Here is a 13,339-nt window from a genome sequence, read left to right as displayed (position 1 = left end):
AATCTTACAAACGTTAATTTAAGTTAAAATGGAGTTAATGCAAGTTTAAAATCTTGCTGCGGCGCACAAAATGGACAAGCCGGGGCTCGCAGCCCCGGAGAGCGGTCAGGCGTTGAAGGGAGCGCGGTTATCGAGGACGGCCTGAATGACGTTCAGCGCGCCGTCATGATTATTATCGTCGGTCGCGTATCCGGCGATAGCTTTGATGCTGTCGGCGGCGTTACCCATGGCGAAAGCGTATTTCACCAGCTTCAGCATTTCGGCGTCGTTGCCGCTGTCGCCGATGGCCACGCACTGCTGCGGCGACAGGTTCCAGCGCTTGAGCAGGCGGCTGATGCCGTTGGCTTTATGCAGACCGGGAATAATCAAATCGACAAAGCCAAAGCCGCTGGTGACCGGCTTCATAATGCCGTCGAGCGAGACGTGCAGTTTATTGATCAGCTGCGGGATCTCGCTGTCCGGCAGGTTCAGAGAAAATTTGAACAGCGTATCGTCGATGGCGTGATAGTCGCTTACCCGCTGCAGACGGTGGTAGTGCTTTGACATCAGGTCGACGAAGGCGTCCGGGGCGTTATCGCTCACGTAGGCGCTGTGCAGGCCGCAGGCGACGAAGTTCAGCTGCGGATCTTTGAGTAATTCGCCAATCACCACCTGCGATTCGTGGCGGGTCAGTTCGCCGTGGAACAGCTGCTTACCATGCTCAAAGACCAGCGCGCCGTTTTCGGCGACGAACGAGATCTGCTCGCGGATCTCCGGGAAGAAGGAGATCAGCTGATAGTACTGGTTGCCGCTGGCGACAACGAATTCAATGCCGCGCTGCTGCAGCTGGGCGAATTGCGCCAGAAACCGCGAGCGGTCGTAGGTTTTGGCGTCATTGAGAAAAGTTCCGTCCATATCGGTGACGATAACTTTAACGGTCATAAGGGGATGCTCCTGGCTTAACTTCGACCAGTAACATTCTAATTACAATGTGATGGGGAGCACAAATTTATTTCGAATGAAAGTTCACGCATTCAGAAAATGCCGGGAGGCGGCCTTGCCTTTCCCGGCCAGCAGGACAGGGGAGGCCCGCTAAGCGTCGCGCCAGCGGGCCTGAAGGGCTACAGCGTATGCTCGGTACGGGCGATAATATCGTCCTGGGTATCCGGCGACAGAGCGGTAAAGAACGCCGAGTACCCGGCGACGCGCACCACCAAATCGCGGTACTGATCAGGATGTTTCTTCGCCTCCAGCAGCGTGTCGCGCGAGACAATGTTGTACTGGATATGCCAGCCTTTATGCACCTCGAAGAAGGTGCGCAGCAGCACCATCAGCTTCTGCTTGTCGGACGCGTTTTCCAGGGTGGACGGATTCAGCTTCTGGTTTAGCAGCACGCCGCCGAGGATCGCCCCGGTGGGCAGTTTACCCACCGAACTGATGACCGCCGTCGGCCCCAGATGGTCGGTTCCGGAGGCCGGGCTGGCCCCTTCCGCCAGCGGGGTGTGCGCTTTACGGCCATCCGGCGTCGCCATGGTCTGCGCGCCGAACGGAACGTTGGCGGAGATAGAGGACGTGCCGGCGTAATAGTTGCCGCCGATCGGGCCGCGGCCATAGCGCGGGTTGTGATACTGCTTCAGCTCGTCGATATAGGTCTGGTAGGCCCGCGCCAGCAACGCGTCCACGCTGTCATCATCGTTACCGTACTTCGGCGCGCCGTTGATCAACCGCTGGCGCAGCTGCTCGTGGGTCAGGCCGTCAAAATCTTCCGCCAGCGCCTTCGCCAGTTCCTGCTGGCCGATAACGCCCTGATCGAAGACCAGCTTTTTCACCGCCGCCAGGCTGTTGCCGAGGTTGGCGATGCCCACCTGCAGGCCGGACACCCAGTCATACTTAGCGCCGCCCTGCTTAATGCTTTTCGCCCGTTCGATGCAGTCGTCCACCAGCGCCGAACAGAGAATATCGTGGACGTTCTCTTCCAGCATAGTATCGACCACATACTCAATCTCAATCGACTTACGGGTGTAGTAGCGGATCTGGCGGTCCCAGTCGGCCAGCACCTCGTCGAAGTTAGTGAAGTTGCCTTTCGACAGGGCGTGCTCCTGCGGCAGGAACACCTGGCCGCTGGTGGCATCGCGGCCGCCTTCCAGCGTCGCCAGCATCACCCGCGCGAAGTTGATAAAGCTCATGCCGGTGCAGCGATAACCCCACTTACCGCCGACCGCGGTTTCGATGCAGCCGATGGCCGCATAATCGTAGGCATCCTGCGGCTCGATACCCAGCTTGATAAATTCCGGGATCACGATCTCGTCGTTATTAAACGCCGGCATGCCGAAGCCGCAGCGGATCACCTGGACGCAGGCGTCGAGGAAGTCGTTGCTCATTCCGGCGTGGTAGCGCACGCTGAGGTTCGGCTGGGTCGAGCGCAGACGACCGCAGGATTCCAGAATGGCGTACGACAGCGGGTTGACCGCGTCCTGCGGCTGGCCGTCCACCAGGTTCTGGCCGCCGATGGTGACGTTCTGATACAGCGGGCTGCCGGCTGAGGCCTTGGAGTGGGAGCCGGAGCGGATCTTGTTGACCTCCAGCAGCTTCAGCCAGCAGCTGTGCAGCAGCTCAATGGCCTGTTCGCGATCCAACGATTGCTGCAGCTCAACGTCGCGGCGGTAGTACGGATAGAGGTACTGGTCCATGCGGCCAAAGGAGACCGAGTGGCCATTGGATTCAATCTGCAGGATCAGCTGAATGAAGTAGCACAGCTGCAGCGCCTGCCAGAAGGTCTTCGGCGGCTCATGGGCGATGATGTCGCAGTTTTCGGCAATCGCCAGCAGCTCATCGCGGCGTGCGTCACGGGATTCTGCCGTCGCCATCTCGCGCGCCAGCGCGGCAAAGCGTTTGCTGTGGTCACTGACCGCCGCCAGCACAATATCAATCGCTTTCAGGAACTGTTCGCCGTGCAGGTCTTCCAGCACCGTCAGGTTGATGCGCGACCGGCGTTCGGCGACTTTCGCGCGCATGCCGTCCAGTCCTTTCTCCAGCAGCAGCGGGTAGTTGACCGCCAGGTGGGCGTCGCCGGAGGTCATGTTGCCCTCGGCCTTAATAATGCCGGTGGCGAGGAGCGCTTTCTGCTCATCGGTAAACATGCCGTAGCAGCGGTCCTGCACGGTCTGGCCGCGCCACCACGGGCACACTTCGTGCAGCACGCGCTTGTTCTCTTCGCTGACCGCGAAGCCGGCGCCGGGGCGGTCGGCGAGATCGTCGATCTCTTTCTCGATCCAGCTGACGGTGTATTCCGGGAAGATCGGCGCGGCGCGCACTTCGCTGGCCTGGTTGCCGACGATCAGCTCATCGTGCTTGATCCAGATGGTGCGCTCTGCCAGGTGGTGAGCGAGGGCCAGGGCGCGGCGCACCGGGATCGGCTTATCAAGATGCTGCTGATACATCTCGGTATAGTGGCGGGCGCGTTCGGTACAGACCGGCGGCTTGACGATATGCACCAGCGCCATTTTATGGGCCTGGATACGGGCGCTGAGGGTGTTGAGTTTTAGGGTAGTCATAGGGGTTATCCTCGTAAGATCGCCGTTAGCCCCTTGCTCCGCGCATAATCCTGCGCAAAGGCGAGCAGCTCGGGAGCATCCAGCGGTTTGTCCGGTGCGGTGTAGGGCTGACTGAGTAACTGGTATTTATTCATTCCCAGCGTGTGGTAGGGCAGGAAATGGATTTCGCTGACCCCCAGGCGGTCGGCGGCAAAATCAGTGATGGCGGTAATGTCGGCTTCGCTGGCGTTGAATCCCTGGATTAACGGCACGCGAATAATGATGTTTTTCCCCGCCTGCGCCAGGCGCTGCAGGTTGTCCAGCACCCGGCGGGCGCTGCCGTCGGTCCACTGCCGGAAAACGGCCTCGTCGACGTGCTTCAGGTCGGCGAGAAACAGGTCGATGAAGGGTAAAGCCGGCTCAATGTATTTCCACGGTACGTGCAGACAGGTTTCCACAGCGGTATGGATACCCGCCTGATGGCTGGCCTCCAACAGCGCCTGCGCCAGGGCCGGGTTCATAAAGGGTTCGCCGCCGGAAAGGGTGATGCCGCCGCCGCTGCGATCGTAAAAGGGTTTGTCGCGCAGCACCGTCGCCATGATCTCCTCGACGCTCTTCTCCTCGCCGCACACCGTGAGCGCGGTGGTGGGGCAGCAGTCGCGCAGCGTGGCGATATGGCTGTCGTTAACGTGTTGCCGGTGAATGATCAGACCCTCGAGGGTGCGGGTGATAACCGTCGGCGCCGCCTGCTGGCACAGCTCGCAGCCGGCCAGGCACAGGCGCGGGTCATACAGCAGGTCTTCGTTGCGGGCGCGGCTCTCCGGGTTCTGGCACCAGCGGCAGCCCAGCGAGCAGCCTTTCAGGAAGACGACGGTGCGGATCCCTGGGCCGTCATGGGTGGAATAGCGCTGGATATTGAAGATCATGGCTTACCCTCTTGTTTGCGTATGAATATAAAAACACTTTCGAATGAAAGTTATATTGACGCAAATCAACAAGCGGGATGGCGATAATCGCCAGGGGATAGAATAACGGCAGAGGTCACAACTTCACCGGCGACGACCCTCGCCGGCGGCTGAACGTTAGCGCGTACCGCATACCTCGCACTGCGGGTGGCGCATCAGCTTCATTTCACGAAACTGGCAGGTCATGGCGTCGTACATTACGATTTTCCCGCTGGCGGGCGTGCCGTAGCCGGTCAACAGCTTAATGGCCTCCATCGCCTGCAGGGAACCGATAGTGCCCACCAGCGGGGCCATCACGCCGGCTTCGACGCAGGTGAGGGCGTTTTCGCCAAACAGGCGGCTCAGGCAGCGGTAGCAGGGTTCGCCCTCCTGATACGTGAAGACGCTGATCTGCCCCTCCATACGGATCGCCGCCCCGGAAACCAGCGGGGTTTGGTGGCGGAAGCAGCCGGCGTTGAGCTGGTTACGAATGGCGACGTTGTCGGTGCAGTCGAGCACCAGATCGTGCCCGGCAATCTGCCCCGCCAGCGCCGCTTCGTCCAGTAAGGCATTGAGCGGCGCCAGATGAACGTGCGGATTAATGCGCGCCAGCGCCTCGCGGGCGGAGTCCACCTTCGGCTGGCCGATGGCGGCGTCGCTGTGCAGCGTCTGGCGCTGCAGATTGGAGAGCGAGACGGTGTCGAAATCGAGCAGGGTGAGCTGTCCCACCCCGGCGGCGGCCAGATACTGCGCGGCGGCGCAGCCAAGTCCGCCGAGGCCGACCACCAGCACGCGAGCGGCCTTTAGCCGCTCCTGGCCGTCAAAATCAAAACCGCGCAAAACAATCTGCCGGTTATAGCGCAGCATCTCTTCATCGCTCAGCTCCACGGCCATTACAGCCCCCCAAACAGATGGCTGAACGGTTCGACGTCGACCCATTCGCCCGCTTCAACGTGGCCGCGCTCGCGCTCCAGCACGATAAAGCAGTTGCCGAGGCTGAAAGAGCTGAAAATGTGCGAGCCCTGATGACCGGTGGTGGTCACCACCAGCTCGCCGTCCGGGTTGCGCTGCAGAATACCGCGCTGAAAATCGAGGCGGCCCGGGGACTTTTTCAGCCGCGCGGCGGCCCGCACCCGCAGGCGGGTCGCCTGAAGCGGACCGTGCTTACCGGAGAGCTTCGCCAGCAGCGGCTGTACCAGCTGACAGAAGGTGACGGTGGCGGAAACCGGGTTGCCCGGCAGGCCGCAGAACCAGCTGCTGCTGAGCTTGCCGAAGGCGAAGGGTTTGCCGGGCTTGATCGCCAGCTTCCAGAAGCCGATCTCCCCCAGCTCTTCAAGAATGGTTTTGGTGTAGTCGGCTTCGCCCACCGAGACGCCACCGGAGCTGATGACCACGTCGGCCTGCTGGTCGGCGGCGATAAAGGCCTCACGCAGTAGCGTCGGATCGTCAGGAATAATGCCGAGGTTAATGACCTCGCAGCCCAACTGTTCGAGCATCAGATGCACCGCCAGGCGGTTGGTATCGTAAATCTGGCCGTCGCCGAGCGGTTGACCCGGCAGCTGCAGCTCATCCCCGGTCGAGAAGACCGCGACGCGAACCTTGCGCACCACCTCAACGTCGGCAATGCCCAGCGAGGCCAGCACCGGCAGCTCGGCTACCGTCAGCGGCGTTCCCGCCGGGAAGACCACCGCGCCGTGGGCGATATCTTCCCCGCGGCGGCGAATATGCTGCCCGGCTTTCACCGGCGCGGTAAAGCGCACGCCGGCGTCGGTCTGTTCGGTCTCTTCCTGCATGACCACCGCGTCGCAGCCCGCAGGCACCGGCGCGCCGGTCATGATGCGGATACAGGTGCCGGTGGGCCAGGCGTCGTGAAACGGCTGGCCGGCAAAGGCCTTCCCGGCGACCGGCAGGGCCGCGCCGTCGTTGAGGTCGCTCAACCGGACGGCATAGCCATCCATCGCCGCGTTATCAAAGCCGGGGACATCCAGCGGGGAGATAATGTCATGGGCGGTGACGCGCGCGAAGGCCTGCAACAGCGGTACAGTTTCCGTCGCGCTCAGCGGCGTAATACGATCGAGCATCTGGGTGAGGGCTGTGTCGAGCGGCATCAGTCCGGCGGTAAAATCCATGGGTCACTCCTGCGGGCAAAACGGCGAAAACGCCTATTATGGCAGAAAAGCGGCGCGGGCTGTATGCCACCTGGGTACGAGGCTTTACATCGACCGCCGCTCTTTCTATATTCAAAAATTGTATAAGGCATTCAGCAATATAATGATATCAATACCCTTATTCCTGACGTGACCGGCGCCGCGACGCGGTACGACAGGGCGGGGGCTATCCACTTCATCGTTAAGGACTGGCGAAATGGGCAAGGCGGTTATAGCAATTCACGGCGGCGCAGGGGCGATTTCTCGCGCGCAGATGACGCCGGAGCGGGAGCGGGAGTACGTTGCGGCGCTGTCGGCTATCGTCGAAAGCGGGCAGAAAATGTTGGCTGCAGGCGCCAGTGCGCTGGATGCCGTGACCGAGGCCGTCCGTCTGCTGGAGGAGTGTCCGCTGTTTAACGCCGGGATGGGCTCGGTATTTACCCACGATCAAACCCACGAGCTGGACGCCTGCGTGATGGACGGCTACAGCCTGCAGGCGGGGGCGGTGGCCGGGGTCAAACATCTACGTAATCCGGTGCTGGCGGCGCGTCTGGTGCTGGAGGAGAGCCCGCACGTGCTGCTGATCGGCGAGGGGGCGGAAAATTTCGCCTTCTCCCACGGAATGGCGCGCGTCGATAACGATCTCTTTTCCACCCCCGAGCGTCTGCTGCAGCTGCAGGAGGCGAAAGCGGGCGGGGAGATCATCCTTGACCATCACGCCGCTCCGCTCGATGAACGGCAGAAAATGGGCACCGTCGGGGCGGTGGCGCTCGATCTGGCCGGCAATCTGGCGGCGGCGACCTCCACCGGCGGCATGACCAACAAACTGCCCGGACGCGTCGGCGACAGCCCGCTGCCGGGCGCGGGGTGCTACGCCAACAACGCCAGCGTGGCGGTCTCCTGCACCGGCACCGGCGAAGTCTTTATGCGTACCCTGGCGGCCTACGATATCGCCGCCCTGATGGAGTACGGTCAGCTCAGTCTCTATTCCGCCTGCGAGCGGGTGGTGATGGAGAAGCTGCCGGCCCTCGGCGGCAGCGGCGGGCTGATTGCCGTCGATCGCGAAGGCAACGTCGTTTTACCGTTTAACAGCGAAGGCATGTACCGCGCCTGGTGCTATGCCGGCGATACGCCGACCATTGGCATTTATCGCGAATAGAACAAGGGAGAGGAGAGTGCCGCAAACTCACGAAACGGATACCTGCGAAGTACTGGTGGTGCGCAACCTGAACGTGGCGTTCCGCCAGCAGGATGCGCCAGAGGTGCAGGCCGTGCGTCAGCTTTCCTTCAGCCTGCGCCGCGGCGAGACGCTGGCGATTGTCGGGGAGTCCGGTTCGGGAAAATCGGTCACCGCGCTGGCGCTGATGCGTCTGCTTGACGCCGCCAGCAGCGAGGTGAGCAGCGAGGGGCTGTGGCTGCGACGGCGCAACCGGCAGGTGATCGCGCTCAATGAGCAATCGGAGGCCGAAATGCGCCGGGTACGCGGCGCGGATCTGGCGATGATTTTTCAGGAGCCGATGACCTCGCTGAACCCGGTATTCACCATCGGCGAGCAGATCGCCGAATCCCTGCGCCTGCACCAGGGGTTGGGGCGCGAAGAGGCGCTGCGCGCGGCGAAAAAGATGCTCGACCAGGTGCGTATTCCCCAGGCGGAAGAGATGCTCTCACGCTATCCGCACCAGCTCTCCGGCGGCATGCGCCAGCGGGTGATGATCGCCATGGCGCTCTCCTGTCGGCCGGCGGTGCTGATTGCCGACGAGCCGACCACGGCGCTGGATGTCACCATTCAGGCGCAAATTTTGCAACTTATCACCGTCCTGCAAAAGGAGATGGCGATGGGGGTAATCTTTATCACCCACGACATGGGGGTGGTGGCCGATATCGCCGATCGGGTGCTGGTCATGTATCGCGGCGAGGCGGTGGAGACCGGCAGCGTCGAGGAGATTTTCCGTTCACCGCAGCATCCTTATACGCAGTCGCTGTTGGCGGCGGTCCCCCGGCTGGGGGAGATGCGCGGTCAGGATCTGCCGCGCCGCTTCCCGCTACCGGGGCAGCCGCTGGCGGAGACAGAAACGCCAGACACGGTGGTGGCGGGGGAGCCTATTCTGCAGGTGCGCGATCTGGTGGCCCGTTTTCCGGTGCGCGGCGGACTGCTCAATCGCGTGACGCGCGAAGTGCATGCGGTGGAGAAGGTGAGTTTTGATCTCTGGCCGGGAGAGACCCTGTCGCTGGTGGGGGAGTCCGGCTGCGGCAAGTCGACTACCGGCCGGGCGCTGCTGAGGCTGGTTGAGATCCAGGGGGGCACCATTACCTTCGATGGTCAGCGGATCGATACCCTCTCCGGCAGCAAGCTGCAGTCCCTGCGGCGCAATATTCAGTTTATTTTTCAGGATCCTTACGCCTCGCTCGATCCGCGCCAGACGGTCGGCGATTCGATTATGGAGCCGCTGCGGGTGCATAGCCTGCTGGACAGGGAGGCGGCGCGCGAGCGGGTCGCCTGGCTGCTAAAGCGCGTGGGGCTGCAGCCGGAGCATGCCTGGCGCTACCCCCACGCCTTTTCCGGCGGCCAGCGGCAGCGGATCTGCATTGCCCGCGCGCTGGCGCTTAATCCTAAGGTGGTGATTGCCGATGAGTCGGTGTCGGCCCTGGATGTCTCCATTCGGGCGCAGATTATCAATCTGATGCTCGACCTGCAGCGCGAAATGGGCATCGCGTTTCTGTTTATTTCCCATGATATGGCGGTGGTGGAGCGCATCAGCCACCGCGTGGCGGTGATGTATCGCGGCCGGATTGTCGAAATCGGCCCGCGCCGCGCGGTGTTTGAAAACCCGCAGCACCCCTATACCCGTAAGCTCATGGCCGCCGTACCGGTGGCCGACCCGGCCTACCGTCATCCGCAACGGGTCCTGCTGTCAGATGACGTTCCGGGCAATATTTATAAGCGGGGCGAGGAGATCGCCAGCCCGCCATTGCAGCAGGTTGGGCCGGGCCACTTCGTCGCCCGCGACGCCGCCGATGTGCTGGGCAGAGCATAACAACACATAACGCACCTTTTCAGGAGAACACGATGACACAACCTGTTTCACGCAAATGGTGGCTGGCGCTGAGTATCGCGGCGGCCCTGGCGAGCGCCCCCGCTTTTGCCGCCAAAGATGTGGTGGTGGCGGTCGGGTCTAACTTCACGACGCTCGACCCCTATGATGCCAACGATACCCTGTCGCAGGCGGTGGCGAAGTCCTTTTATCAAGGCCTGTTCGGCCTTGATAAAGAGATGAAGCTGCAAAATGTCCTTGCCGAGAGCTACACCGTATCGCCGGATGGCCTGGTGTACACCATCAAGCTGCACAGCGGGGTGAAATTCCAGGATGGCACCGACTTTAACGCCGAGGCGGTCAAGGCTAACCTCGACCGCGCCAGCAACCCGGAAAACCATCTTAAGCGCTATAACCTGTATAAAAATATCGCCAGCATCGAGGCGGTCGATCCAACCACGGTGAAAATTACCCTCAAGCAGCCGTTCTCGGCGTTTATTAATATTCTCGCCCATCCGGCGACGGCGATGATTTCGCCGGCGGCGCTGAAAAAATATGGCAAAGATATCGGCTTCCACCCGGTGGGCACCGGGCCGTATAAGCTCGATACCTGGAACCAGACCGACTTCGTGAAGGTCAGCAAGTTCGATGGCTACTGGCAGCCGGGGCTGCCGAAGCTGGATTCCATTACCTGGCGACCGGTGGTCGATAACAATACCCGGGCGGCGATGCTGCAGACCGGCGAGGCGCAGTTCGCCTTCCCGATCCCCTATGAGCAGGCGCCGCTGCTGGCGAAAAACAGCAAACTGGAGCTGGTGGCCAGTCCGTCGATCATGCAGCGTTACATCAGCATGAACGTGACGCAGAAGCCGTTCGATAATCCGAAGGTGCGCGAAGCGATCAACTACGCCATCAACCGCCAGGCGCTGGTCAAGGTGGCGTTTGCCGGCTATGCCACCCCGGCGACCGGCGTGGTGCCGCCGTCGATTGCCTACGCCCAGAGCTACCCCGCGTGGCCTTACGATCCGGCGAAAGCGCGCCAGCTGCTGAAAGAGGCCGGCTACCCCAACGGGTTTAGCACGACGCTGTGGTCGTCACATAACCACAGCACCGCGCAGAAAGTGCTGCAGTTTACCCAGCAGCAGCTGGCGCAGGTGGGCATTAAGGCGCAGGTGACGGCGATGGACGCCGGTCAGCGAGCGGCGGAAGTGGAAGGTAAAGGGCAGAAAGAGAGCGGGGTACGGATGTTCTATACCGGCTGGTCCGCCTCCACTGGCGAAGCCGACTGGGCGCTGTCGCCGCTGTTTGCTTCCCAAAACTGGCCGCCGACCCTGTTCAACACCGCCTTTTACAGCAACCCGCAGGTGGATAGCGCGCTGAGCGAGGCGCTGAAAACCACCGATCCGCAAGAGAAAACCAAACTCTATAAGGCGGCGCAGGATATTATCTGGAAAGAGTCGCCGTGGGTGCCGCTGGTGGTGGAGAAACTGGTCTCTGCCCACAGCAAGAATCTCACCGGCTTCTATATCCAGCCGGACACCGGCTTTAGCTTCGAACAGGCAGATTTAACACCGTGAAGGTCGAGATGATGCCCTCCGGCACGGGTGGGAGGAGGGCGGTTTTTCCGCGGGGCGGGTGGTGGAGGTACGATGCTCAACTATGTGATTAAGCGCCTGCTGGGGCTGATCCCCACCCTGCTAATCGTCGCGGTGCTGGTGTTTCTCTTCGTCCATATGCTGCCCGGCGATCCGGCGCGGCTGATTGCCGGACCGGAAGCCGACGCCCAGGTGGTGGCGATGGTGCGCCAGCAGCTGGGGCTTGACCAGCCGCTGCACGTCCAGTTTTGGCACTACATCACCAACGTGCTGCGCGGCGATTTTGGCATGTCCATGGCCTCGCGGCGTCCCGTTGCCAGTGAGATAGCCAGCCGCTTTATGCCCACCCTGTGGCTGACGCTGGCCAGCATGAGCTGGGCGGTGCTGTTTGGCATGGCGGCGGGGATCGCGGCGGCGGTGTGGCGCAATCGCTGGCCTGACCGTCTGGGAATGGCGCTGGCGGTGAGCGGCATTTCGTTTCCGGCCTTTGCCCTCGGCATGCTGCTGATGCAGGTGTTTTCGGTTGAGCTGGGCTGGTTGCCGACGGTGGGGGCCGACAGCTGGCGGCACTATATTTTGCCGTCGTTGACCCTTGGCGCGGCGGTGGCGGCGGTGATGGCGCGCTTTACCCGCGCGTCGTTCGTCGATGTGCTGCATGAAGACTATATGCGTACCGCCCGGGCGAAAGGGGTGAGCGAAACGCGGGTGGTGCTCAAACATGGTCTGCGCAATGCGATGATCCCGGTCGTCACCATGATGGGGCTGCAGTTCGGTTTTCTGCTCGGCGGCTCGATCGTCGTGGAGAAGGTCTTCAACTGGCCGGGGCTGGGGCGACTGCTGGTCGATTCGGTAGAAATGCGCGATTACCCGGTGATTCAGGCGGAAGTGCTGCTCTTTTCGCTGGAGTTTATTCTTATCAATTTAGTGGTGGATGTGCTGTACGCGGCCATAAACCCGGCTATCAGGTATAAGTAAGGTGCGATTGCTTAACTGGAGAAGGCAGGCGGCGCTGAACGCCATGCCGGGCATCAGGCCCGGCGAGATCCATACCCCCTGGCATGAGTTCTGGCGGCGCTTTCGGCGTCAGCCGGTGGCCATGGGCGCCGGTATTTTTGTGCTGTTGCTGATTGCGGTGGCCATCGTCGCCCCATGGATAGCGCCGTACGATGCGGAAAATTATTTCGACTATGACCGGCTTAACGAGGGGCCTTCGCTGGTGCACTGGTTCGGCGTCGACTCGCTGGGGCGCGATATTTTCAGCCGGGTGCTGGTGGGCGCGCAGATCTCGCTGGCTGCCGGGGTGCTGGCGGTGCTGATTGGCGCGGCCATCGGCACGGTGCTTGGGCTGCTGGCCGGGTACTATGAGGGCTGGTGGGACCGGCTGATTATGCGGCTTTGCGACGTGCTGTTCGCCTTTCCGGGGATCCTGCTGGCGATCGCGGTGGTCGCCGTCATGGGCAGCGGGATGGCCAACGTGATTATCGCCGTGGCGATCTTCTCGATCCCGGCGTTCGCCCGGCTGGTGCGCGGCAACACCCTGGTATTAAAGCAGCAGACTTTTATTGAATCGGCGCGCAGCATTGGCGCCAGCGATGCCACCATCCTCTTCCATCACATCCTGCCGGGGACGGTGTCGTCAATCGTGGTTTATTTCACCATGCGCATTGGGGTATCGATTATTTCGGCGGCCAGTCTGTCGTTTCTCGGCCTCGGCGCGCAGCCGCCCACGCCGGAGTGGGGTGCCATGCTCAACGAGGCGCGGGCGGATATGGTGATGTCTCCGCACGTGGCGCTGTTTCCGGCGGTGGCGATTTTCTTGACCGTGCTGGCGTTTAATCTGCTGGGAGATGGCCTGCGCGATGCGCTGGATCCGAAGTTAAAGGGGTAGGGGACGTCGGGTGACGGTCTGGCGCACGACGGGGGGATAAGCTGCATCGGTTGCCCCTTTCTCATCCGGGAAAAGCGTTTATCACGTGTGGCGTCAGCGCACATTGCGCTCCCTGTTAATTTTCTGCGTTATGTCTCTTACGGTGCAGGGAGCGCACAGGGGGCGGCCAGTCGCCGCCGCCCCCTGTACCCCCGGGCTCCGGCCAGCAAAATCGCCACTGC

At 61.8% G+C, this 13,339-nt stretch carries 10 protein-coding genes; 5 read left to right on the top strand and 5 right to left on the bottom strand.

The window, feature by feature from the left end; genetic code table 11:
• Positions 1-105: 105 nt before the first annotated feature.
• The 5 genes from K5R89_RS23870 to moeA all read right to left on the bottom strand — a co-directional run bounded on the left by K5R89_RS23870 (position 106) and on the right by moeA (position 6,585).
• A complete protein-coding gene (locus K5R89_RS23870) occupies positions 106-921 on the bottom strand; it encodes a Cof-type HAD-IIB family hydrolase (RefSeq protein WP_217259072.1) in 816 nt (271 codons plus the stop codon).
• Positions 922-1,100: 179 nt separating this feature from the next.
• Positions 1,101-3,533: a formate C-acetyltransferase/glycerol dehydratase family glycyl radical enzyme gene (locus K5R89_RS23865; RefSeq protein WP_064155149.1), complete on the bottom strand. Its 2,433-nt coding sequence runs from the start codon at positions 3,531-3,533 to the stop codon at positions 1,101-1,103.
• Between the two features lie 5 nt (positions 3,534-3,538).
• Complete coding sequence (locus K5R89_RS23860; protein ID WP_217259073.1) at positions 3,539-4,438, bottom strand: glycyl-radical enzyme activating protein; 900 nt, start codon at positions 4,436-4,438, stop codon at positions 3,539-3,541.
• Positions 4,439-4,594: 156 nt separating this feature from the next.
• Positions 4,595-5,350: a molybdopterin-synthase adenylyltransferase MoeB gene (moeB, locus tag K5R89_RS23855; protein WP_032455232.1), complete on the bottom strand. Its 756-nt coding sequence runs from the start codon at positions 5,348-5,350 to the stop codon at positions 4,595-4,597.
• Positions 5,350-6,585 carry a molybdopterin molybdotransferase MoeA gene (gene moeA / locus K5R89_RS23850; RefSeq protein ID WP_217259074.1) on the bottom strand — a complete coding sequence of 412 codons (1,236 nt, stop codon included), beginning with the start codon at positions 6,583-6,585 and terminating at the stop codon, positions 5,350-5,352. The genes moeB and moeA overlap by 1 nt, the downstream gene beginning before the upstream one ends.
• Positions 6,586-6,820: 235 nt before the next feature.
• On the opposite strand from moeA, the gene iaaA reads away from it, so the two are divergent.
• From iaaA to gsiD, 5 genes are all read left to right on the top strand, one after another.
• Positions 6,821-7,762: a beta-aspartyl-peptidase gene (gene iaaA / locus K5R89_RS23845; RefSeq protein ID WP_023288966.1), complete on the top strand. Its 942-nt coding sequence runs from the start codon at positions 6,821-6,823 to the stop codon at positions 7,760-7,762.
• Between the two features lie 16 nt (positions 7,763-7,778).
• A complete protein-coding gene (gene gsiA / locus K5R89_RS23840; protein ID WP_217259075.1) occupies positions 7,779-9,638 on the top strand; it encodes a glutathione ABC transporter ATP-binding protein GsiA in 1,860 nt (619 codons plus the stop codon).
• Between the two features lie 32 nt (positions 9,639-9,670).
• Positions 9,671-11,212: a glutathione ABC transporter substrate-binding protein GsiB gene (gene gsiB / locus K5R89_RS23835; RefSeq protein WP_137916354.1), complete on the top strand. Its 1,542-nt coding sequence runs from the start codon at positions 9,671-9,673 to the stop codon at positions 11,210-11,212.
• A 72-nt stretch (positions 11,213-11,284) separates the two neighbouring features.
• On the top strand, positions 11,285-12,205 hold the full coding sequence (gene gsiC / locus K5R89_RS23830; protein WP_004886274.1) for a glutathione ABC transporter permease GsiC: 921 nt from the start codon (positions 11,285-11,287) through the stop codon (positions 12,203-12,205).
• Between the two features lies 1 nt (position 12,206).
• Positions 12,207-13,118 (top strand): glutathione ABC transporter permease GsiD, encoded by a 912-nt coding sequence (gsiD, locus tag K5R89_RS23825; protein ID WP_023288969.1) that lies wholly within the window; start codon positions 12,207-12,209, stop codon positions 13,116-13,118.
• The last annotated feature ends 221 nt before the right edge of the window (positions 13,119-13,339 follow it).

It is taken from the genome of Klebsiella sp. TF21-TM (genome assembly GCF_019753495.1).
Taxonomy (GTDB): Bacteria; Pseudomonadota; Gammaproteobacteria; order Enterobacterales; family Enterobacteriaceae; genus Klebsiella; species Klebsiella quasipneumoniae.
The sequence above is the reverse complement of the archived record's forward strand: the minus strand, read 5'-3'. Positions and strand labels throughout refer to the sequence as shown.

Excerpts from the sequence above, each read along its gene's own strand:
- gsiC (WP_004886274.1), top strand. The coding sequence starts at position 11,285 with ATGCTCAACTATGTGATTAAGCGCCTGCTGGGGCTGATCCCCACCCTG.
- K5R89_RS23865 (WP_064155149.1), bottom strand. The coding sequence starts at position 3,533 with ATGACTACCCTAAAACTCAACACCCTCAGCGCCCGTATCCAGGCCCAT.
- moeB (WP_032455232.1), bottom strand. The coding sequence starts at position 5,350 with ATGGCCGTGGAGCTGAGCGATGAAGAGATGCTGCGCTATAACCGGCAG.
- K5R89_RS23870 (WP_217259072.1), bottom strand. The coding sequence starts at position 921 with ATGACCGTTAAAGTTATCGTCACCGATATGGACGGAACTTTTCTCAAT.
- moeA (WP_217259074.1), bottom strand. The coding sequence starts at position 6,585 with ATGGATTTTACCGCCGGACTGATGCCGCTCGACACAGCCCTCACCCAG.
- K5R89_RS23860 (WP_217259073.1), bottom strand. The coding sequence starts at position 4,438 with ATGATCTTCAATATCCAGCGCTATTCCACCCATGACGGCCCAGGGATC.
- iaaA (WP_023288966.1), top strand. The coding sequence starts at position 6,821 with ATGGGCAAGGCGGTTATAGCAATTCACGGCGGCGCAGGGGCGATTTCT.
- gsiB (WP_137916354.1), top strand. The coding sequence starts at position 9,671 with ATGACACAACCTGTTTCACGCAAATGGTGGCTGGCGCTGAGTATCGCG.